The organism is Micromonospora sp. WMMD712 (genome assembly GCF_029581295.1).
In the GTDB taxonomy this organism is placed as follows: domain Bacteria; phylum Actinomycetota; class Actinomycetes; order Mycobacteriales; family Micromonosporaceae; genus Micromonospora; species Micromonospora carbonacea.
Map to the genome: position 1 here is coordinate 6265394 of NZ_CP120743.1, position 20139 is coordinate 6285532.

21 protein-coding genes are annotated in these 20139 nt (G+C 73.0%); 11 read left to right on the plus strand and 10 right to left on the minus strand.

Translation table 11 applies throughout. The annotated features are described in order from the left end of the window. Positions 1 to 82 precede the first annotated feature (82 nt). Positions 83 to 280, plus strand: a complete 198-nt coding sequence (locus O7633_RS27050) for a VOC family protein (protein ID WP_278132576.1) — start codon at positions 83 to 85, stop codon at positions 278 to 280. A 59-nt stretch (positions 281 to 339) separates the two neighbouring features. On the opposite strand, the gene O7633_RS27055 is transcribed toward O7633_RS27050, so the two are convergent. The 5 genes from O7633_RS27055 to O7633_RS27075 form a co-directional block, all read right to left on the minus strand. Further along, positions 340 to 753, minus strand: a complete 414-nt coding sequence (locus O7633_RS27055) for an SRPBCC family protein (protein WP_278132578.1) — start codon at positions 751 to 753, stop codon at positions 340 to 342. Positions 754 to 899: 146 nt separating this feature from the next. After that, on the minus strand, positions 900 to 1418 hold the full coding sequence (locus tag O7633_RS27060; RefSeq protein WP_278132580.1) for a hypothetical protein: 519 nt from the start codon (positions 1416 to 1418) through the stop codon (positions 900 to 902). 98 nt (positions 1419 to 1516) lie between these two features. Beyond that, complete coding sequence (locus tag O7633_RS27065) at positions 1517 to 2311, minus strand: inositol monophosphatase family protein (protein ID WP_278132583.1); 795 nt, start codon at positions 2309 to 2311, stop codon at positions 1517 to 1519. Between the two features lie 148 nt (positions 2312 to 2459). Further along, positions 2460 to 3386 (minus strand): aminoglycoside phosphotransferase family protein, encoded by a 927-nt coding sequence (locus O7633_RS27070; RefSeq protein WP_278132585.1) that lies wholly within the window; start codon positions 3384 to 3386, stop codon positions 2460 to 2462. Further along, positions 3383 to 4828, minus strand: a complete 1446-nt coding sequence (locus tag O7633_RS27075) for an XRE family transcriptional regulator (protein WP_278132587.1) — start codon at positions 4826 to 4828, stop codon at positions 3383 to 3385. Before O7633_RS27075 ends, O7633_RS27070 begins: the two co-directional genes overlap by 4 nt. A 322-nt stretch (positions 4829 to 5150) precedes the next feature. On the opposite strand from O7633_RS27075, the gene O7633_RS27080 reads away from it, so the two are divergent. From O7633_RS27080 to O7633_RS27105, 6 genes are all read left to right on the plus strand, one after another. Continuing rightward, the gene (locus O7633_RS27080) at positions 5151 to 5486 is read left to right on the plus strand and encodes a hypothetical protein (protein WP_278132589.1); all 336 of its coding nucleotides are present in this window, start codon (positions 5151 to 5153) and stop codon (positions 5484 to 5486) included. Beyond that, positions 5483 to 6013 (plus strand): FAD-binding oxidoreductase, encoded by a 531-nt coding sequence (locus O7633_RS27085; protein WP_278132590.1) that lies wholly within the window; start codon positions 5483 to 5485, stop codon positions 6011 to 6013. The genes O7633_RS27080 and O7633_RS27085 overlap by 4 nt, the downstream gene beginning before the upstream one ends. Before the next feature lie 38 nt (positions 6014 to 6051). Next, entirely contained in the window at positions 6052 to 7785 is a 1734-nt protein-coding gene (locus tag O7633_RS27090; protein ID WP_278132592.1) for an HNH endonuclease, read from the plus strand. A gap of 137 nt (positions 7786 to 7922) precedes the next feature. Continuing rightward, positions 7923 to 8525 carry a hypothetical protein gene (locus O7633_RS27095; protein ID WP_278132594.1) on the plus strand — a complete coding sequence of 201 codons (603 nt, stop codon included), beginning with the start codon at positions 7923 to 7925 and terminating at the stop codon, positions 8523 to 8525. A gap of 55 nt (positions 8526 to 8580) precedes the next feature. Then, entirely contained in the window at positions 8581 to 9429 is an 849-nt protein-coding gene (locus O7633_RS27100) for a sugar phosphate isomerase/epimerase family protein (protein WP_278132596.1), read from the plus strand. A gap of 18 nt (positions 9430 to 9447) precedes the next feature. Next, complete coding sequence (locus O7633_RS27105) at positions 9448 to 10767, plus strand: AAA family ATPase (RefSeq protein WP_278132599.1); 1320 nt, start codon at positions 9448 to 9450, stop codon at positions 10765 to 10767. 38 nt (positions 10768 to 10805) lie between these two features. Here O7633_RS27105 and O7633_RS27110 read toward each other — a convergent pair whose 3' ends face one another. After that, positions 10806 to 12233 carry a hypothetical protein gene (locus O7633_RS27110; RefSeq protein WP_282324415.1) on the minus strand — a complete coding sequence of 476 codons (1428 nt, stop codon included), beginning with the start codon at positions 12231 to 12233 and terminating at the stop codon, positions 10806 to 10808. A 143-nt stretch (positions 12234 to 12376) separates the two neighbouring features. After that, complete coding sequence (locus tag O7633_RS27115) at positions 12377 to 13285, minus strand: cellulose binding domain-containing protein (protein WP_282324416.1); 909 nt, start codon at positions 13283 to 13285, stop codon at positions 12377 to 12379. A gap of 228 nt (positions 13286 to 13513) precedes the next feature. On the opposite strand from O7633_RS27115, the gene O7633_RS27120 reads away from it, so the two are divergent. After that, a complete protein-coding gene (locus O7633_RS27120; protein WP_282324417.1) occupies positions 13514 to 14602 on the plus strand; it encodes an FAD-binding oxidoreductase in 1089 nt (362 codons plus the stop codon). Positions 14603 to 14718: 116 nt separating this feature from the next. On the opposite strand, the gene O7633_RS27125 is transcribed toward O7633_RS27120, so the two are convergent. Continuing rightward, on the minus strand, positions 14719 to 15570 hold the full coding sequence (locus O7633_RS27125; RefSeq protein WP_282324418.1) for an aldo/keto reductase: 852 nt from the start codon (positions 15568 to 15570) through the stop codon (positions 14719 to 14721). Positions 15571 to 15715: 145 nt separating this feature from the next. Next, complete coding sequence (locus O7633_RS27130) at positions 15716 to 16924, minus strand: endonuclease (RefSeq protein WP_282324420.1); 1209 nt, start codon at positions 16922 to 16924, stop codon at positions 15716 to 15718. A gap of 301 nt (positions 16925 to 17225) precedes the next feature. On the opposite strand from O7633_RS27130, the gene O7633_RS27135 reads away from it, so the two are divergent. From O7633_RS27135 to O7633_RS27145, 3 genes are all read left to right on the plus strand, one after another. Beyond that, the gene (locus O7633_RS27135; protein ID WP_282324421.1) at positions 17226 to 17807 is read left to right on the plus strand and encodes a hypothetical protein; all 582 of its coding nucleotides are present in this window, start codon (positions 17226 to 17228) and stop codon (positions 17805 to 17807) included. A gap of 291 nt (positions 17808 to 18098) precedes the next feature. After that, the gene (locus tag O7633_RS27140; RefSeq protein ID WP_074473608.1) at positions 18099 to 18740 is read left to right on the plus strand and encodes a hypothetical protein; all 642 of its coding nucleotides are present in this window, start codon (positions 18099 to 18101) and stop codon (positions 18738 to 18740) included. A gap of 23 nt (positions 18741 to 18763) precedes the next feature. After that, positions 18764 to 19228 carry a PPOX class F420-dependent oxidoreductase gene (locus tag O7633_RS27145; RefSeq protein ID WP_282324422.1) on the plus strand — a complete coding sequence of 155 codons (465 nt, stop codon included), beginning with the start codon at positions 18764 to 18766 and terminating at the stop codon, positions 19226 to 19228. Between the two features lie 125 nt (positions 19229 to 19353). On the opposite strand, the gene O7633_RS27150 is transcribed toward O7633_RS27145, so the two are convergent. Further along, a complete protein-coding gene (locus tag O7633_RS27150) occupies positions 19354 to 19998 on the minus strand; it encodes an NAD(P)H-binding protein (RefSeq protein WP_178063643.1) in 645 nt (214 codons plus the stop codon). Positions 19999 to 20139 lie beyond the last annotated feature (141 nt).

Genomic DNA, 20139 nt, shown 5'->3' on the forward strand with positions numbered 1-20139 from the left:
CGGATCGCCGCAGCGTTCGGAGAACAACCTGGGATGGGTGGCCCGATAGATCTCTTCCGACAGCGGGTCGAACGTCCAACTCGTGACGCGCGACGCAACTGCACCCGAAGACCCGGCCATCTTCGTCCAGGTGGATGACGTGGAAGGTGATTATGAGAATGCGCAGAAACGCGGATACGAGACTGTGCATCCGCTGACCACAGAGCCATGGGGTGCACGCCGGTTCTTTGTCCGGGCACCAGACGGCAACGTGATCAACACCGCGCACCATCGGGGCTGAACCAGCAGTGCGGCGTTCAGCGGTTGGTGGGGTCCTGCCGCTGTTCGACAGGAGCGGCACTACCGCTCGGATCCGTTGAGTTCCAGCACCTCTCTGATCTCCTCGATCCCTCGTTCGAGCCGGGCCCTCACCGCATCGGCCATCGCATGCGGAAGGACATCGGTCAGCCAGACGAGCCGGCTGTGGTCGCCCTCTTGAAGCACCTGGAACGCCGCGTGGTGGTAGGTCAGTGGCAGCCGTTGGCCCTCTACCACTGCGTACGCCATCCTGCGGATGGTGTGGTCGACCGCCAGGATGAGTTCCCGTACCTGCGCCCCGTCCGGCATTGTCAGGATGCGTACGTCACCCTCGATCCGGGCATCGACCACCCGGCCGGGCAACAGTCGCCGGTGTACCGCGCCGACATCCGCGATGGCCTCCCACACGCGCTGTGCGGGCACGTCGATGGCGACTTCGACACAGACCGTGGCCATGATCGATACTTCCCATCGCTGTCTGAAGGCGGGACGGCCGCCGCAGCCTATCGGCCCCCTGACGGAGCACCAGAAGGACCCCGGCACGCCCGAACTGACATCCGCTCATGCCGCCGACGGCTCGGTCGAGCCATGCAGTTGCACGCTCACCCCAGTCGGTGTCGGCGGTACCGCAGGGAGGGATCGCCCTCCTCAATCCCGTTCTCGTCCAGCGCGTTGTAGATCGTCAACCAGCCGCTCACGAATCGCAGGCCCAACGCCACGGCACCGTCCGCCAGGCCACCCCCGGCCCACTCCAGAACCTCCACCGCCTCAAGCCTCTGCCCGTGCCGAGCAGCCAACAGTGCGGGAGCATCGCTGCGCCAGCGGAGCCGAAACGCGTCCGAGGTCGGCCACACCGGCTTCCGCGTCACGTCGATCGACCCATACGTGATCGACAGATCATCAAACTTCTGATGATTGACCTCAAGGCGCTCGTCGTCGAAGTCGAACACCACCGGGCAGTCGGCAAACCAGGTGTCGTCATCGTCATCCCACACCACCCAACTGGACGTCAGCCGCCGGCCGACGAGGCCCCGCAGCCGATGCGCGTGACGACCGGCGACCTCAGCAGCTCCGTTCAGCCAGGCAGGCTGGTAGCCGGTAATACCGAAGTCGAAGGTCATCACGGTACGGTAATCCCGAGCCGGCCTGACTCGCACTCGGGTATCCGGATCTGCCGCCGTTCGAGCGCGAATGTTGTGCCGATCGATAGCGTCGCTGATCAGTCCTCACTCAGGGCCGCTCCCACCAGCGTCAGCACCTCATCAGTCAGGCCGGGCGCGATGCCGAGGGTCATGGCCGACCGAGCGCAGTGGTTGCTTCCGTCCCGGTCGACCAGAATCGCACCTGCCTCCAGGGCGATAGCCGTTCCGCCAGTCATGTCCCACGGGTGATTGGACAACGTCAACGTAGCGTCGATCCGCCCCTCCGCCAGCCACGCCAGGTCGAGCGCGGCTGTCCCGGTCATCCGCACCCGCTGCACCGCCTCGGCCAGCCGGGCCGTCAGGGCGAGCCGGGACCGGTTCTTGACTGCGGCGTCCGGCCCGACGGCGTAGTCGCCGATCGCCACCACCGCGTCGCTCAGCCTGCTGGTGTCGCTCACCCGGATGGGCTTCCCGTCGACTGTCGCGCCGTTGCCGCGGGCGGCGGCGTACCGGTTTCCCAGGAAGGGCGCCTCGACGACACCGAGGACCGCGTCGTCTCCGTGCAGCAGCCCCAGCGACACCGCGCACAACGGAATCTGGCGCACGAAGTTAGCCGTCCCGTCGATCGGGTCGAGGACCCACTGCATCTCGCCGGTGGCGTGGACCCCGTCCTCCTCGCCGAGGAAGCCGATCTCAGGAGTGGCGGCCTGAAGGAAGGCGCGGACCTCCCGCTCGATCTCGTAGTCGAGCTGGGTCGCGAAGTCCCGTTCACCCTTGGCGGTGAGCGGGCCAGGGGATCGGTGCCGCATCGTCTCGGCCGCCCGAGCTACCGCCGCCTCCGCGACCGGAAGCAGGTGCCGGTATTCGCTCATACTTGCTGCCCCGCTGCCACTGCGATTCGAAGAACTGCTCGACGACCGGATACAGGCGGCACGCGCCTGCGGCGGATGCCCCCGCGTCCTGCGGGCGCGTCGCCGGACCGGGAAGAAGCTGCCGTTGGTCGCGCGAGCCGTACGTCAGTCATCGTCGTGCCGCATTCTTGGTCGACGTGGTGAGATCAGCGAACGGTGTCCAGCGCGTCCCACGATCGTCCTCGCGGACAGAATGGAGACGCCGGTCGAATTCGGCGGCTACCTCCTCGGATGCGGTAAGAAGAGGCACGGCGGCGACGATCATCTTCAACTCGCGTGCCTCCCGTAGCAGCCGCCACGAGGGGTCGGAGGTCACGTCGCAGCCGTAGGCAGTGGTCAACGCCTCGTGTACCCCCGAGCGTGCGAATCGCTCCTCGCCCACCGCGACCGCCGCCAGATCAACCTGCCATGGGCCAACACAGGTGGCGTCGAAGTCACACATCACCACCCGGCCCGACTGCTGTCGGAGCAGGTTGCCGACATGAGCGTCCCCGTGGATGAGATTCCGTTCCGCGCGCTGGTACAGGGCGGCTATCTGTGGCTCCAGGCGGTCGCACCACCGCACCAGGAATTCACGGTCACTCCCGCGAAGGCCGTCGGCGTCGGCCAATCGTCTGCGTGCGTCATCTACCGGGTCCCAGGCAGGAAGCGGAAACGGTGGCACGCCGAGCGAATGGAACTCCCGCAGCACAAGGCCGAGGTCTTTCACCGTCGGGGCGGGCGATCCTGGTGGGACGTACTCCCACACCGAAGCGACCAGGTTGCCGACCTCGACCGGCTGCTCGACGCCCGGTGTCAGGCGGATGGTCGGTGCCTCGATGTCGGCGAACCAGCGCGCGAGCTGCACGACCTTCGTCACCCGGTCGCGGAGCCGGTGCGTACGGGCGATCCGGATAACGACGCCCGAACTCGGCAGGGCGAAGACAGCGTTGTTGGTCAACCGCAGCAACTGTGCGTCCCCGCAGGGAACACCCAAGATGCCTGCGACATCTCGCATCGCCTCCGTCATCACCTGCTCCGAGAACCGCCCACTCATGCAGCGGCCACAGCGCGGGCTGTGAGCGCCCGCTCGAAGGCGGCAACCTCCGGCAGTTCCCGATGCCGCGACAGATCTCGACGCAGGTTGACGACACGATCGATCACCCGTCGGGAGCTGATCCCACGTGCCTGCTCCAGCACCCGGGCACCCACGGCGAGGGCTCGCTCTGGCTCGTCAGCGAGGAAGAGCGCGCTGCACAATCCGACCTCGTTCAACACCGTGCTGCGCACGTTGGCCACGTCGAACGCCGCGACGGCGTCCTCGGTCCAACGCACCGCCTCGGGTGCGTGTCTGCTGTCCTGCCGCGCCCCGTCCCGGTAGACGCGGCCGTACTGGGCGAGCAGCTCACCCCGGTCGTAGAAGCCCATCCACCCAGGCTCACGTTCGTGGCTGATGCGATCGAACTGATCATTGGCCTTGCCCAAGGTGGTCACCGCAGTCTGATGATCGCCAAGCGCGGCAACGGAGGCGGCTTCCGCGCCCCAGAAAAGGGCCTTGACCGCCGGGGTGGCCTGCGATCCGAGTTGGGCGTGCGCGAACTGGAGCGTCGCGAGGGCGTCCCGGTTGTGTCGCAGGTGCTGAAGCTGCTTGGCCTGCGCATAGCGGATCATCGCAGCCAGTGGCGCATCGCCAGCGGTGACGGCGGCCCGTTCACCAGCGACGAAGTGCCGCTGGGCGTCAGCGTGCCTGCCCGCGTCGAAAGCCGTCCAGCCGGCCAACTGGCGGGCTGCCGCGACCGCTGCCACCAGCCGTGGGGTGAGCCCGGCTGGGTGCATCCAGTCGAGCATGCGGTACACCGACTCGGCGAAGCGGGCCACCTCCTGATACAGCAGGCCGCCCCCGCATTCCCGGTCCACCGATCGATAGAGCGTCAGCACGGCGTTCAGGCGCGCGACATCCGCAGCGCCGATGCGTCGGGGCTGCATGATGTCCGTGCTGCTGGTCAGGCCCGCGCCCGCCGCTACGGCGGCGATGCCAGCCAACAGCGCTCGCCGGCCCTCGTCCGGCCCCGGGGGCTGTGGCTCGCGTTCGGCGGCGACACCCGTCATGTGGCTCCGGCCTGGCGGGGTGAACCACAGGTAGGCCCTAGGGATGCCGAACACCCCTGCCCAGTGGGCCAGCCGGTCCAGGTGCACCAGCGGTGGGCCGTTCTCCACCCGGCTCAACTGCGCCTGGGTGATCCCCAGCCATCCCCCCACCACGGTCTGCGGCAGCGGGTGCCGCCCGTGGTAGGGATGGCACCGGTACGCCCTGATCACCCGCCCGAGGTGCCGCTCGGCGAGCGCCTGTCGTACCGGCTGGTGCTCCCAGAAGGAAGCGGGCACCACCGGCGGCGTGCCGAGCCGGTCTCGCTCGGCGGCCTGGCAGGGCGTGCAGCGTCCGCTGTCGTTGTCGCGGGCGAGTCGCCCGCCGCAGCGTGGACAGTTCGCAGGTGTCACCGGGAACCTCGCCAATCGCGGGCGGCTGAGTCCGAAGTCGAGCGTATCCAGTCAACCCGCTCCGTGGGGGTTCGGTATACGTAGCGCGCATATCGAGGACGTCCGGACGCTCGGCGGCTGCGAGTGATCGGCCAAATGCTCAGCGCGCATGACTCTCACGATCATCAGTACATGGTGGAACCCCTGGCCAGCGTCGATCGTCGACCGCATGGCCCGGGGCGGGTGCCGGGTTCCGGGGCGTGTCGACCCGAACGACGCGACCTCGTCCCCGCCCGCCCCGGCACCCACTCCATCCGGCACGACATCCAGGGGCGCAGACACCATGGGCAGCACCGCAGCAGACCTCCCCACGGGGCCACCAGGCGACGGGCGTCACGGCGTGCCGCCGGCCGAGATCGTCCGTCGGTGGCTGCGGCTGGTGGCGGCGGACGCGGAGCTGTCCCCGTACCTCGTCGGGGTGGATCTGGATCGGATCGCCGCGCACCTGACGGCGAGCCTGACCGCCGCGCTCGCCGATGAGCCGGCGGACGCCTGGGGTGGGCTCGGCCTGTCGGAGGCGCAGCGCCGGCGGATCGGTGACTACCTGGTCGGGGTGTGCTGGGCGGCCGACCTGCCGGGCGAGCGGATTGCCCAGGCGCGCCGGGCGGTGGCCCGATGAGCGCCGCCGAGGTGTGGGCCGGTGACGGCGTGCCGGCCAGGGTGATCGGCCACGACCGGCCGTGCGCCGGCATCGCCGTCCTGACCCTGCGCCCCTGGGCGCGGCTGCCCCACCGCCCCGGCCAGGCCGTCCCCGTCCAGACCCCGCGCCATCCCGGGCGGTGGCGCTGGTATTCCCCGGCCAACGCGCCCCGCCCCGACGGCACCGTCGAGCTGCACGTCCGCGCGGTGGCCGCCGGCACCGTCTCGGGCGGCCTCGTCCAGGACGTACGTCCCGGCGACCTGCTGCGCCTCGGCCCGGCCCGGGACACCGGCCTGCACCTGCGCGACGGCGACCTGCTGCTGGTGGCCGGCGGCACGGGGCTGGCCCCACTGCGCGCCCTGGTCGAGCAGGTCGCCGCCACCCCTGGCCGCACCAGCAGGTGTACGTCTGCGGGCCGCCCGCCATGGTCGACATCGCCCGCTGCTGGCTGCCCCTCGCCGGGGTGCCCGAGGGCCGCCTCCACCTGCCCGACCCGGCGGCCCTGACAAGGAGCCTGCCGCAGCAGACGGCGTAGCCTCGCGGGATGCCGGACTCCACTCTCGACAGTCTGCTCGCCGCCTTCACCGACCCGATGCCGTTCACCCGGGAGACGGTCGCCCAGGCGCCGCTCGCGCCCGGAACGCACGTCGTCGTCCTCGACGGCGGCATCGTCTACGTGGGTGAGACGGGGCGGAGCCTTCGGGAGCGGCTCCGCGCCCACCTGCGGGGCAGCCGGGGCTCGTCGGTGCTGCACAAGCAGGTCGGTGAGCTGCTCGACGAGGAGTTCGGCCGGCAGGCGAGCACCGACGAGATCGCCGCCTGGCTCGGCCGGTGCGAGATCAGGTGGCGGGAGGCGGCCGACCCGAAGGCGCTCAAGGATGCGTTGCTCACCGTGGTCACGCCACGGTTCAACCGGCTGGGCTCGGGGCAGCGGGGCGCGTCCACCGATCCCGTGAGCCGCTTCGAGCGGTTGGCGGACGGCCCGTACTTCAGCTCCGTGGTGGCCGCCAACCGCGCCTACCTCGACGCGGTCGTGCCGGACGCGGCTTCCACGGAGCGGGACCGCTGGGCGCTCTCCTGCCTGCCCAGCACCAGAACGAACCCGCCACGGCTGTCGGCGATCTCCATGAAGACGATGGAGACGTTCGTGCTGCACGAACCGGCCGAGCCGGGTGCCGGTGCCGGGGCCGAGGGCTTCCTGGTCGTCCGCAGGTCGGTGCTCGACCGGCACTGGACGCCCGCAGGCTTCCGGGCGGCCCATCCCGCCCTCACCACCTGGCGGTCGGAGTACGTCGATGCGGGGCCCGACCAGGAATGTCTCGCCGGTGACGTTGAGGACCTGATCGCGGCGCTCGGGGACGAGCGGATCGTCCTCGCCGCCCGCGCCCTCACCGAGCCGCTGCTGCGATCCCGGACCCTGCACGCGCGTGGGCACTGTCAGCCACTCGCGGACGTGGTGCTGGGCCGGCGCGAACCGATCGACTGGATCTACCCGGTGCACATGGGTGACAGCCCTTCGGGGAGGAGCCGCGACGTCTGGGAGTGCTTCTCCACCGAGGCGGTGGTCGACTGGCAGCTCTCCGCCGGCTATCACCGGATCGCCACCGGAGACCGGATCTGGGTGTACGCCGCCGAGCCGTCCGCCCGTCTCGTCGCGGCGGGCGTCGCCTGGGACGACCCCTGTCGACGGGCGGCGGAAGACGGGCTGGAGTGGTGGGTGGCGGTCCGGTGGGACACCGAACTGACCCGTCGGATCCTCGACGACGAGCGGGGCGTGCCCGTCGTGCCGGCCGGGTCGGCGCGGGGCGTGCGGGCGATGAGCGCGGCCGAGCGCGACCGGCTCGCGGACGCGCTGGAGGCGATCAGGGCACCCCAGCCCGACGGGCTGCCGGAGGGGCGTCGCCGCCGGCTCGCGGAGGTCACCGCCCGCCAGGGGCAGGCCGACTTCCGGCGCAGGCTCATCGAGGCGTACGGGGGACGCTGCGCGATCACCGGCTGCGACACCGAGGCCGCCCTCCAGGCTGCCCACATCTCGCCCTACGACGGGCCGACCACGAACCGGGTGACCAACGGTCTGCTGCTCCGGGCCGACGTGCACAACCTCTTCGACCGGGGCCTGATCTGGGTCGACGAGGACTTCCGTGTCCGGGTCAAGGCGGAGGCGGGACACTACGCGGGCTGGCACGGCGGGAAGCTGCGCCCACCGGCCCGCGCGGCGGACCACCCGGATGCCGCCGCGCTGCGCGTCCATCGGCGGGAGGTGGCCGGGATGCGCTGAGACCCCTGGCCCGACATCGACCTTCGTGAGACCGTCTATGTCGGAACGTGTGCGACAGGACACGGGGGGTGATCGGTGTGGGTGTTGCCGACGGGCCGTCGCGATGGTCGATCGAGAGGTTCGGGTTCGCTCAGGCGGTGGCGCTGCGCAAGCGCGTCCCGGCGGCCCTCAAGCGGGCGGTGGAGCGCGCCATGGACGCCCGGGAGGCGTCCGAGATGACGAGCGACCACGCGTTCGGGTCCGTGCGCTGGCTCGTGCAGTACGAGGAACTGCACCATCATCTCCGGGAGCTGCCCGACGTGACGGACCTGCGGCCACCGGGTGCCCAGTTCAGGATCACGGTCTGCGCGGGGCACCTGCTGCTGCCCTGGCACTACTCCAGCAGGGGCGACGTCGACATCGCGCGGACCCGGCCGGGGCGCACCCTCAGCCGCTTCGCCCGCGGCCTGCTCGCCCTGTGCGGCCCGGAGCCGCGCTACCAGCAGGACACCCTGCCGCTCATGCCGCTCACCGATCAGGAGGCCGACGGTCGGTCGGAGCTGCGGGAGGCCCTCGATCGGCTTCCTGTCGAGCCGAAGGTTCTGCTGATCGGGTACGCCTGCAACTCGGAGGCCGGTCTGCTCCGCGTGTGCTGGGGCGAGGCGGCGCTGCGGGGGAACGGCGACCTGGAGTGGCAGCACGTGGAGGAGCTGCCGACGCCGGGCGACGCGGCCCAGGGCCGGCGCGGCGTCGCCGCCTGACCGGAGTTCCTCTACAGTCGATGATCTTGATGATCGCGACGGCGAGAGGGTACGGATGCGCATCGGCATCAACACGTGGGCGTGGGCGGCTCCGCTGACCGACCGGGCGCTCGCCCGGCTGGCACCCCGGATCAGGGCGTGGGGCTTTGACGCCATCGAGTTGACCGTCCAGGCGCCCGGCGACTGGGATCCCGGGTCGGCGGCCGACCTGCTCGCCGGGCTGGAGCTGGCCCCCGCCGTCTGCGCGGGTCTGCTGCCCGGGCACGACCTGCTCGCCGACGACGCGGAGGTGCTGCGGCGTACGGAAGAGTTCGTCCGGCACTGCGTGCGGGTCGCGGGGCGGGTGGGCGCGGCCGTGGTGGCGGGCCCGCTCTACGCCCCGGCCGGCCGGCGGTGGCTGCTCGACGCGGACGCCCGGCGGGCCGCCACCGCCCGCCTCGTGGCGCGGCTGCGGCCGCTGGCCGACGAGGCGGCCGGGCAGGGCGTGACGATCGCCCTCGAACCGCTCAACCGGTTCGAGACGAGCCTGCTCAACACCGTCGAACAAGGGCTGGAGGTGGTGGACGGCGTCCCCGGGCTGGGCCTGGCGCTGGACACCTTCCACCTGAACATCGAGGAACGCGACCTGCCGGCCGCGATCCGGCTGGCCGGCGACCACCTCGCGCACGTCCAGGTGTGCGGCAACGACCGGGGGACGCCCGGCGGCGACCACCTCGACTGGCCGGGGATGTTCGACGCCCTGTGCGACATCGGCTACGGCGGCCAGGTGAACATCGAGTCGTTCACCGCCGAGGGATTGGCCGTGCCGATGTCCGTGTGGCGGCCCCTCGCCGCCGACCCCGACGCCCTCGCCGTCGAGGGGCTGGCGTTCCTGCGCGGCCTGACCGGGCGTAATCTCCGGTGACCACGGGGGGAGAGGTCGATGCTCGGGCTGGAGGTGCCGCCGTCCGTCGAGGCGGAGCGGGTCGTCACGGCGGTGCTGGCCGACCTGCGTTCCGGTGACCACCGGGGCGTCGTCGTCGACTCGCCGCCCGGTGCCGGCAAGTCGACCCTCGTCGTCCGCGCCGCCGTCGAGCTGGCCGCCGCCGGGGAGCCGCTGATCATCGTCGCGCAGACCAACGAGCAGGTCGACGACCTCATCGACCGGCTCGCCCGCAAGGCCCCGGGGCTGCGCATCGGCCGGCTCTCCGCCACGGAATACCGGCCGACGGACCGGGTGAAGGACCACCCGACGGTCAAGGTGGCCGCGAAGGTCGCCGACCTCGGCGGGCCGGCCGTCGTCATCGGTACGGCCGCCAAGTGGGCCATGGTCACCGAGGGCTGCTGGCCGTGGGCGATCGTCGACGAGGCGTACCAGATGCGGTCCGACGCGTTGTTGCGCGTGGCCGGCAGGTTCGAGCGGGCCCTGTTCGTGGGGGATCCCGGGCAGCTCGACCCGTTCTCCACGGTCGAGACCGTGCGCTGGACGGGCCTGACCTGGGACCCGATGCAGTCGGCGGTGGCGGTGCTGCTGCGGCACAACCCGCAGTTGCCGGTGCACCGGCTGCCGGTGTCGTGGCGGCTGCCGGCGTCGGCGGCCCCGGTGGTCGCTGCGGCGTTCTACCCGTTCACCGGGTTCCGCGCCGGCACCGGCCGCGCCGACCGGGTGCTCGCGTTCACCGACGCCGGGCCGGGGGACGCCGTCGACGCGGCGGTGGAGCTGGCGGCGTCGACGGGCTGGGCGCTGTACGAGCTGCCGCAGCGGCACGCCCCGCGTACCGACGCCGAGGCCGCCGCCGCGTGCGCCGCGCTGGCGCTGCGGGTGCTGGCGCGCGGCGCGGTCGCCGTCTCCGAGCACGCGCCGGCCGGCGCGCCGGTCACCGCCGACCGGATCGCCGTGGGGGCGGCGCACCGCGACCAGGTCGCGGCCATCCGCGCGCACCTGGGCGCGGCCGGTGCGGGCGTCACGGTGGACACCGCCAACCGGCTCCAGGGCCGCGAGTACGACGTGACGATCGTGCTGCACCCGCTGTCGGGCCGGCGGGACGCGACCGCGTTCCACCTGGAGTCGGGGCGGCTGTGCGTGCTGACGTCCCGGCACCGGCACGCGTGCGTGGTGGTGGCGCGGGCGGGCATCGCGGAGCTGCTCGACGCCCACCCGTCGACCGAGCCGGTGCACCTCGACGTGCCGGTGAAGTTCCCCGACGGCTGGCAGGCCAACCAGGCGATCCTCGACCACCTGCACCACCCGCGCCGGCCCTGACCGGCCGCCGGCCGCCGGTGGCCGGTGGCCGTGACCGGTCAGGTCGTGCCCGACCCGGGGGCCAGCGCCCACGCCGCGACGCCGGCCAGGGCGAGCAGCGCTGCCACGAGCAGGCACCACACGAGCACCCGGGACGGCGAGCCGCCCTGCCCCGGGTCTGGGGCGGGTGGGCCGGTGGCCGTCGGCCGGTGGGGGTGCGCGGCGTCGGTGCCCGGGCCGGGGGTCGCCGGGGGGCGCACCGGCCACCTGCCCACGGCGGTGGCCGGTGCGGCGGGCGCGACGGGGCTCTCCTCGAGGTGCGCCTGCATGGCGCGCGCCGCCAGCCGGAGGCACCACAGGCCCCGGTCGGGCCGCAGGTCCTCGAAGGTCGTGCAGGTCAGCGCCTGGGCGATCAGGGAGAGGCGGGCCTGCCTGCGCCAGGTCGCCGGCCCCGCGAGCGGCTGGGCGTACGCGGTGCCGACCTCGTCGGCGATCCGGACGAGTTCCGCGACGGGCCCGACCAGCGCGCCCGGTCGCCCCCGCTGCGGGTGGACCAGGTAGTCGATCAGCGCCTCGGACCCGTCGTGGTCGAGACTCGGGACGTACCGGAGCACGGTGGCCAGCAGCAGGGCGGCGACGTCGCGGGTCAACGGGGCCTCCGCGTCGACGGCGCTCAACCCGACCAGCGAGAACCGCTCGGGGTGCGGCCGGCCGTCGGCCCCGCAGGGCACGAGCACGTTGCCGCCGTGCAGGTCGCCGTGGGCGAAGCCGGCGTGGAAGCGGACCGGTCGGCGGTGGTGGGGCGATGCCGGGTCGACGGTCCGCAGCGGGTTCGGCAGGGGCCGCGAGTCGATGACCAGCGACTCGGCGTCACTGCGGAAGCCGAAGATGCCCAGCGCGTGATGGATCTTCTCCCACGCGCCGGCGGCCCGCAGCTCCCGTTCGAGGTAGGGGCCGAGGGTGGTCTCGCGGTGCGGCGGGCCGGCGCGTCCGGGGGCCGGTGCGGCGCTGTTCCACTCGTGCAGCACCGCCTCCAGCACGGCCCGGAACGCGGCGAGCAGGTCCTCGCCGTCGAGTTCGTCGAGGCCCCGCATCCGGGCGTCGTCGTCGGTGGTCTCCTGGAACATCAGCCGGCGGCCGTCGCGCAGGTCGATGGGCGGGAAGATCTGCTCGGCGAGGTGCTGCCGGGCGAAGTCGCCCAGGGCTGCCCGCGGCCGCTGTTGGCCGCGCACCTCCCGCTGCCGCGAGCGGGCCGGCAGGACCTTGACGAAGACCTTCCGGGTGGGCTCCCGGCCCGGCGGCGCAGGCTCGGTGAGCCTCGCGACGAAGAGTGTGCCGCCTCCGTAGCCCCGGTCGAGGCGCGTCTGCGGCGGGACGCTGATCTCCCGGTCGCACTGCTGCCCGAAGTCCTCCAGCGCCGCCCTGAGCGTGGGGTCGGGTACGTAAGGTTCGAGGGGTTCGCCCATGTCCGCCGTCGGGCCCTTCACGAGGGAAAGTGAATGTGGACGATCGGGATTGCGTCGTCCAAGAAGGGTGTCGCGCGCGGAGTAGAAGCTACCTCAGGGCGGGGCGAATCAGGGGGATACGCGCAGCGGCCCGACAACCTACTTCAAGGTTGTTCCGGCCGGGTTCAGCCGGCGTACTGGTCGCCGAACTCGCGGACGCCGTCGACGTCGAGGGTGATCCGGCTGTTGTCGGCCCAGACGCCGGTGGCGGCCCGCCAGCTCGGGTCGTCCCGCTCGTCGACGGCGGTCCAGTTCTGCCGGTGGAAGCGGAGCTGGATGGGCCCGCTCGACTCGCCGGGGGCGAGGGTCCCGCCGGTGAAGGTGAGCCGGACGTGGCCGGGGACGGGCGTGCCCGGCACCGGGTACCGCGTCGCGGTGGGCACGGGCGTGGGGCTGCTGCCCGGTGGCGGCGGGGGCGGCGCGGGCGGCAGGTAGAAGAACAGTTGCCGCTGGACCCGGTCGCAGCCCAGCGCCGCCCAGTCGCACTCCGTCACGAGGGACGTGTTGCCGCCCTCGAAGGTCAGGTGGTAGTCCATCCGCACGGTGCGCAGGTCGAGCGGCTGCGTGCCGGTGTTGACGACCTGCGCGACGAAGTGGACCTGGTTGTCCGTGGGCGCCCAGTCGAGGTTGAGGTAGCTGACCTTCGCCCGGCCGTACGCGGTGCGCAGGTCGGTGGTCGCCGACGTGCCGGAGTATCCGCCGATGGTGTGGGCCTGGATGGCCACCTGGTATTCGGTGCCCGGCGGCAGGGCGGCCAACGTGATCGAGGGCGTCTGCGTGCTGCCCAGCCCCCGGTACGTGTTGGGGCCCAGCGGCACCAGCACCTCGTACGTGATGGGTTCGGTGCCGCCCGGCTCGCCCACCCACGTCGACGGCGTCCAGGCGAGGGTGAGCTGGTGCGGCTCGTTGGCCACGACGACCGGCGCGCCGGGCGTGGTGAGGGCCGGGCCGTCGGCGGCGCGGGCGGCGGTGACGGCGAGCAGGCTCAGCAGGCCGGCGACGGCGGCTGCGGCGGTGACGCGACGGGCACGCATGGCCGGCATCCTATTAGTAGATGACTATCGATGGATATGGCTGACCGGCCCGACGCGACCGGCCGACCGTCCAGGGGTGGCGGAGCCGCGGGCGCCCTGACGGTCACCGGCCGATCGCCCTCGGTCAACGGGGTGAACCATCGATGGTCACCGTCCGTACCCATCGCCGTGGAGACGACGGAGCTGCGAGCGGGGCCGACGGTCAGGGTGGCGGAGACGATCCGGGCGGTGAGCGCCGACCTCGGCCCGTCCTGGGCGGCGACCGCCGCCGCCGTCGACCGGGCCGCCGCCACCTTCCTGGACACCGTGAGTGACCGCCTCCCCGGGCTGCTGGCCGAGCGGGACCACGTCGTGGTCTTCGCCACGCTCGGCCGGCTGGCCGGCGGCGGCGACGACCCGGCCGGGCGCGCCGCCGCGCTGGCCGTGCTGGCCCGGGCCCACCGGGGCGTCGGCCTGCTGCCGCAGCACGCCGACGTGCTCGGCGACGCCCTGCTCGCCGCCGTCGCCCGGGAGAACCGGGCCCGCTGGACGGCCACCCTCGCCGCCGGCTGGGAGCGCGGGCTGCGCCGGGCGGTCACCGCCGTGCGCCGGGCCGCCGCCCGGGTCGGCGACGGGCCGGCGTGGTGGCGGGCCGAGGTGGTCGCCCACGACCGGGCCGCCGACGGCGTGGCCGTGCTCACCGTGCGCCCGCGCCGGCCGCTGCCGTACCGGCCGGGGCAGGCGGTGCCCGTCTGCGACCCGCGCCGGCCCGGGGCCTGGCGGTGGTACTCCCCGGCGAACGCGCCCCGCCCCGACGGCACCGTCGAGCTGCACGTGCGCGCCGTCGCCGCCGGCGCCGTCTCGGGCACCCTCGTCGACGGGGTACGCCCCGGCGGGCCGCTCCTGCTCGGCCCGCCCTGCGGGATCAGCCTGCTGCTCGACCCGAGCCCCTGGCACGACCTGCTGCTCGTCGCCGGCGGCACCGGGCTGGCGCCGCTGCGCGCCCTCGTCGAGCAACTCGCCGCCGCCCCGGACGGCCGGCGGGTGACCCTGGTCGCCGGGGCGCGCACCCCGGCCGACCTCTACGACCGGGCCACCCTCGCCGAGCTGGAGGCCGCCCACGAGTGGCTGACGGTGGCGCCCGCGTACTCCCACGACCCGGCGGCCGGCCCCGCCGAGCGGGGCGACGCGCTCACCGTGGCCCTGCGCCATTACGCGGGCGACCAGGAGGTGCACCTGTGCGGGCCGCCGCCGATGGTGGCCGGCGCGCGGCTGCGGCTGCTCGCCGCCGGGGTGCCCGCCGACCGCATCCACCTGCCGGACACCTTCGAACGCTGACGGCCCGGACGCGCCGGCGGCGGGCCTGCCGTGGCAGGCCCGCCGCCGGGGTCGCCCGCTCAGCCGGGCACATGGTCGTCAGTCGGGCACGTGGTGGTCAGTCGGGCACGTGGTGGTCAGTCGGGCAACCAGTCGAAGGTGTCGGGGTGCGGGCCCTGCCGGCCCGCCTCGCCCCGGTCGAGGCCGGTGATCCGCTCCATCGTCGCGTCGTCCAGCGCGAAGTCGAAGATCTGGAAGTTCTCCGCCATCCGCTTCGGGTCGATCGACTTGGGGAAGACGATGTCGCCGCGCTGCACGTGCCAGCGCAGCACCACCTGGGGCACGGTGCGCCCGATCTCCTCGGCGATGTCGACGAGGTTCGGGTCGTCGAGCACCGCGCCCTGGGCGATCGGCGACCATGCCTCGGTGAGGATGTTGTGCGCGTGGCCGTACGCGCGCACGTCCTCGTTGCCGAGGTAGGGGTGCACCTCGATCTGGTTGACCGCCGGCACCACGTCGGCCTCGGCGGCCAGCCGCTCCAGGTGCGGCACCTGGAAGTTCGACACGCCGATCGAGCGGGCCCGGCCGTCGCGCCGGAACTCCTCCAGGACCTTCCAGGTGGAGACGAAGTCGCCGTCGTAGCGGGTGGGCAGCGGCCAGTGGATCAGGAACAGATCGATGTGGTCCATCTTCAGCGCGGCGAGGGTGGCGTCGAACGCGCGGCGGGCGTCGTCGGGGCGGTGGAAGCTGTTGTTCAGCTTGCTGGTGACGAAGACCTCGTCCCGGGCCAGGCCGGAGGCGCGCACCGCCTGGCCCACCTCGGCCTCGTTGCCGTACATCTCGGCGGTGTCGATGTGCCGGTAGCCGATCTCCAGGGCCCGGCCGACGGCCTCGGCGGTCTCCTCCGGCGGGATCAGATAGACGCCGAAGCCGAGCTGGGGGATGGTGTTGCCGTCGTTGAGCGCGATGTCGGGAACCGTGTTCGCCATGTCGGCAGTCTCTCCCATCGTCAGGGGCCCGGGCGCGCGGAGGCTGCGCGGCCGGGCCGTGCCACCCGGTTGTCCTACCCCGCCCGGTCGCCATCTCACGACCGGGGCGGGGTGATCCGCGACAACCGGGTGGCCCCGGGCGGGGTCAGCCCCAGATGGCGGTGGCCCACTCCGGGTGGTCGACGAACGGGTTGCGGTTGCCCTGCCAGCGATCGTAGATGACCTGGTTGCGGCGCTTCTCGAACGCGTCCGGCGGGTCGGCCAGGTTCCAGGCGAGCAGGACCGACAGCTTCCCGTGGTACGGGGACGTGCCGTTGGACACCGAGTTGTTGATCTCCAGGTTCGGCCAGCCGTCGTCGCCCTCGTAGCGGATCGCCATATACATGATCATGCGGGCGACGTCGCCCTTGACCGCGTTGCGCGGCTCGAACGAGTCGGCGTCGGAATAGCAGCCGGCGCACTCGGACACCCCGCTGCCCCCGGTGTCGAAGTCCTTGTTGCCGCGCGTCGAGTTGACCGAGACGTCCTCGGGGCGCAGGTGGTGCACGTCGGTGCCCGGGCCGGTGGCGGTGCCGAAGTCGCCGTGCGACTTGGCCCAGACGTGCTCGCGGTTCCAGTCGTTGGCGTCGCCGCCGTTGCTGGTCTTGCTCTGCGAGCGGCCGCTGTAGAGCAGCAGCACGTTGTTGGCGTTGGCCGGGTCCTGGTCGGTGTCCTTCAACGCCTCCCACACCTGGTCGTAGTTGAGCTTCGTCTGCGTCCTGATGATGGCGTGCAGGGAGCTGCGCAGCGCGGCGCCGGTCTTGCCCATCGCGCTGGCGTAGTACGTCGAGTCGTACGGGCCGCCGCCGCCGGTCGGGCTGGGCGACGGGTTGGGCGACGCGGTGGGCGACGCCGTCGGCGACGGGCTCGGGGTGCCGCCGCCGAGGCTCATCGCGGTCGGGTTCTTCAGCCCGCCGTGGCTGAAGTACGCGGTCAGCGCCCCGGTGGCGGTGACCTGCCTGCCGCGTAGCCCCGGGTTGGTCAGCAGCCCGAAGGTGCTGCGGTACGCGGCAGTCACCTGGACGTAGAGCATCCTGCCCGTGCCGGTCTCGGCGGCGCTGTCGGCGATGGCGATCGCCGTGTCCGCCGTGTAGCCGGAGGTGATCACCGTGTTCGTCGCCGTCGGCTGCCCGACGACGTATCCGGTGACGGTGGCCGTGCGCCCGTCCTGGGCGGCCAGCGCCTGTGCCACGGTCAGCGTGGTCGCCGCCGACGCGGAGGTGCTCGCCACGACGGGTGCCACCATCGTGACGGCCAGTGCGAACGCCGTGATCAGCCGCCCGGATCGCGAGCGGGTGACGCTCTTTGTATTCATGGTCGACGATGCTATCGGCGCCGGTGTGAACATCGGGAGAGCGCCGGGGAACTTTACGGGTGCCGACCTGTTGGAGACTTGATCGACTTCATGTCGGCGACATGGCGTGATCATCCGGGCTGGATACCGCCACCCGGCCGTCATGACCTTGGCGCCCCCGCGGACCCGTGATTGAACTCCTCGCCCCCGCGCGCCGTACCACTGCGCGAGGATGTGGTGCGGCGGGTCGGCCGCACCGCTGCCGAGCTGCGGGAGGCCTGCCGTGCGAGTTGGTGAGCAGTCGACGGATCCCATCGACCAAGTGCTGGGTGAGGTGCCGGTCCCGGCGTCCCTGACACCCGAGGACGTCCGGCTCGCGGTCCGGGCGGTGGTGGTGCACGCCGCCGAGGAGTGGCCGTCGGGGGCGTTGTGCCGCAACGACGGAGCGTCGTACCCCTGCCGGCTGCACCGCTGGGGTCGGCGGGTGCTGGAGGCCCACGGCCTCAACGGGCGGCAGATCGACGCCCTGATCAGGCACGGAAACCCGTTCGTGCACGTGCCGTTCCCGTTCACGGCGACCGGTCCGTCGCGCGCCGACCGGCCCGCCGTGCACCCGGCCGCCGCGCAGTCCGGGCGGGGCGCGACGCCCCCGGGCCGCGCCGCCAACCCGGGCGGGCGTACGCCCGTGCCGCCGGGCCGGGTCTCCGCGTCCGGCGGGCGGGTGCCGACGCCGCCGGGTCGGGTGCCGACACCTTCCGGTCGGGTGCCGACGCCCCCGGGGCGGGTGCCCCCTGCGCCTGGGCGGGTCTCCGTGCCCACCGGGCGGCCCGTGGTCCGGCCCGGCCTGCCCAGCCGGCCGGTGCCGCCCAACGCCGCCGCGCCGCGCTGGCCTCGGGCGAGCTGACCGGAACGTTGCGTCGGCCCGGTAGCGGAGGTTGCATCTCGCGACCGGGCCGACGCCGTGCGGGCAAGGCCCTGCTCGATCACGGATCGAGTGGTCTCGCGGGGCGCAGGAGGCCACTCGATCCGTGATCGAGCGCGATCTTGCGCCGGGACGACGCGACGCCGGGACGCCGCGACGCCGGGACGCCGCGACGCCGGGACGGGGCGAGCTCGCAGCCGACTCGTGCGGAGGGTGATCCCCGAGGTGGCGGCGGCTGGCGGTAACGTCAGCGGGGGCTCGGGGAGGTGGCTGGTGGCGCGCGGTGGTGTCTTCTGCGTCGAGGGGCAGTGGCACCGTGACCTCAACGAGCGCGGGTCGGTCCTGCCGACCCTGGAGCTCCTCGAACGGCTGGGCAAGATCCGGTTCATCCACAAGGACGCGGCGACCCGCGACGAGCTGTTCTACTTCCTCGACCGCTGGCTGCTCAAGCAGTACGCCGACTACCGGGTGGGCTTCTTCGCCATGCACGGCGAGCCGAGCCGCCTCTGCCTCACCGACTGGGACTCGGTCGACCTCTCCGACGTCGCCGAACGGATGGCCGGCCGCTGCGACGGCCGCCGCCTCTACTTCGGCAGCTGCTCGGTGCTGCGGGCGTCCGACGCCGTGCTGCGCGACTTCCTCGACGAGACCGGCGCGGCCCTGATCTGCGGGTTCACCCGGGAGGTCGACTGGGTGGAGTCGGCGGCGTTCGAGACCGTGCTGCTCGACGTGCTGGCCAACGGGCAGCGGCACAACGCCGCCGAGCTGCGGATGGGCTCGGCGCACTGGGCGCCGCTGGCGGCGTACCTGGGCTTCCGGGTGATCTACGCCAACGGCCGGGCGTGGCGGCCCACCGTGCGGCCCCGGGTGCCCGCCCAGCCCACGGCGGGGCGGAACACCGCCCGGCCCCGCTGACGGCGCTGCTGGTAGAAACGGGTATGGCACGCAGCATCGCGAGCAACACCCGGGTCGACCGGGCCGCCCTGCTCGACTTCATCCGTCCCCGGCACCGGGTCCTGCTGATGACCACCCGCTCCGACGGCCGCCCCCAGTCCTCCCCGGTGGCGTGCGGGGTGGACCCCGAGGGCCGGCTGGTGATCTCCACCTATCCGGAGCGGGCCAAGGCGCGCAACATCCGGCGGGACGCCCGCGTCTCGGCCTGCGTGCTCTCCGACGACTGGGACGGGCCCTGGGTGCAGGTGGACGGCACCGCCGAGGTGCTCGACCTGCCCGAGGCGCTGGAGCCCCTGGTGGCATACTTCCGCAGCATCTCGGGCGAGCACCCGGACTGGGACGAGTACCGGGCGGCGATGGTCCGGCAGGGCAAGTCGCTGATCCGGGTCACCGTCGACGACTGGGGACCGATCGCCACCGGCGGCTTCCCGGCCCGCCTCGCCGACTGAGCAGGCGCGCCGACTGAGCAGGCGCGGTCTGACACTGTGCCCACGCGGTCTGACTGTGCCCGCGCGGCGGCTGAGCACGCGCGACCTGGTCGGGCGGGGCGGGACCGGGCACACCCCGCCCCGGCTCAGTAGCCGGCGGTGAAGCGCATGTTCTCGAAGCGCGGGTTCTCGATCTCGTCGACGACGGCGACGGCCAGGTCCTCGTAGCTCAGCGCCGCGCGCCCCCGCTCGTCGGTCACCGGCTCGTCGAGGCCGGTGCGGTAGTGGCCGGTGCGCTCCCCGGGGTGGAACTCCAGCGGCGGCGGGGAGACGTACGTCCAGGTGACCCCGTCGGCCGCCGAGCGGTACCAGGCCAGGGCGTCGGCCTGGCCCAGGGCGGGCTCCCGGTACTCCTCCGGGAAGTCCGGCTCCTCCAGGTACGGGGTGCCGCGGGGCGTCAGCAGGGTCGCCCCGCCGCCGACGTGGATGATCCGGGGCGGGTTCGGCACGTCCCGCAGCACGGTGACGAGGTTCTCGGCCGCGTCGCGCCACAGCGCCCGGCCCTCGTCGCCGCCGACGGCGACGACCATGACGTCGGCGGCCGGGGCCAGCTCCCGCACGCTGTGCGCCGAGGTGACGTCCCCGGTGACCAGGTCGACCCCGGCCGGCAGGTAGCCGGTCGCCTCGGGGCGGCGTACGGCTGCGGTCACCCGGTGGCCCCGGGCGACCGCCTCGGCGGTGATCCGCGACCCCGCCGTGCCCCCGGCGCCGAACACCACGACGTTGCTCATGGCCCCAGGCTAGGAGCCGGCCGGGCCCGGCGGCGGCGTTCCGGCGATCCCGGCCGCGCTTCCTCGGCGTCGCCGACGAGACGCCCCGGATACCGCCGGCGGGGCCGCCCCCGATGCCGCCCGCGACACCACCGCGCCGTG

What these genes read in the sequence shown, in the direction of transcription:
- O7633_RS27055 (WP_278132578.1), bottom strand. Translation starts at nt 753, where the DNA reads ATGGCCACGGTCTGTGTCGAAGTCGCCATCGACGTGCCCGCACAGCGC.
- O7633_RS27060 (WP_278132580.1), bottom strand. Translation starts at nt 1,418, where the DNA reads ATGACCTTCGACTTCGGTATTACCGGCTACCAGCCTGCCTGGCTGAAC.
- O7633_RS27065 (WP_278132583.1), bottom strand. Translation starts at nt 2,311, where the DNA reads ATGAGCGAATACCGGCACCTGCTTCCGGTCGCGGAGGCGGCGGTAGCT.
- O7633_RS27070 (WP_278132585.1), bottom strand. Translation starts at nt 3,386, where the DNA reads ATGAGTGGGCGGTTCTCGGAGCAGGTGATGACGGAGGCGATGCGAGAT.
- O7633_RS27080 (WP_278132589.1), top strand. Translation starts at nt 5,151, where the DNA reads ATGGGCAGCACCGCAGCAGACCTCCCCACGGGGCCACCAGGCGACGGG.
- O7633_RS27085 (WP_278132590.1), top strand. Translation starts at nt 5,483, where the DNA reads ATGAGCGCCGCCGAGGTGTGGGCCGGTGACGGCGTGCCGGCCAGGGTG.
- O7633_RS27090 (WP_278132592.1), top strand. Translation starts at nt 6,052, where the DNA reads ATGCCGGACTCCACTCTCGACAGTCTGCTCGCCGCCTTCACCGACCCG.
- O7633_RS27100 (WP_278132596.1), top strand. Translation starts at nt 8,581, where the DNA reads ATGCGCATCGGCATCAACACGTGGGCGTGGGCGGCTCCGCTGACCGAC.
- O7633_RS27105 (WP_278132599.1), top strand. Translation starts at nt 9,448, where the DNA reads ATGCTCGGGCTGGAGGTGCCGCCGTCCGTCGAGGCGGAGCGGGTCGTC.
- O7633_RS27115 (WP_282324416.1), bottom strand. Translation starts at nt 13,285, where the DNA reads ATGCGTGCCCGTCGCGTCACCGCCGCAGCCGCCGTCGCCGGCCTGCTG.
- O7633_RS27125 (WP_282324418.1), bottom strand. Translation starts at nt 15,570, where the DNA reads ATGGCGAACACGGTTCCCGACATCGCGCTCAACGACGGCAACACCATC.
- O7633_RS27130 (WP_282324420.1), bottom strand. Translation starts at nt 16,924, where the DNA reads ATGAATACAAAGAGCGTCACCCGCTCGCGATCCGGGCGGCTGATCACG.
- O7633_RS27145 (WP_282324422.1), top strand. Translation starts at nt 18,764, where the DNA reads ATGGCACGCAGCATCGCGAGCAACACCCGGGTCGACCGGGCCGCCCTG.
- O7633_RS27150 (WP_178063643.1), bottom strand. Translation starts at nt 19,998, where the DNA reads ATGAGCAACGTCGTGGTGTTCGGCGCCGGGGGCACGGCGGGGTCGCGG.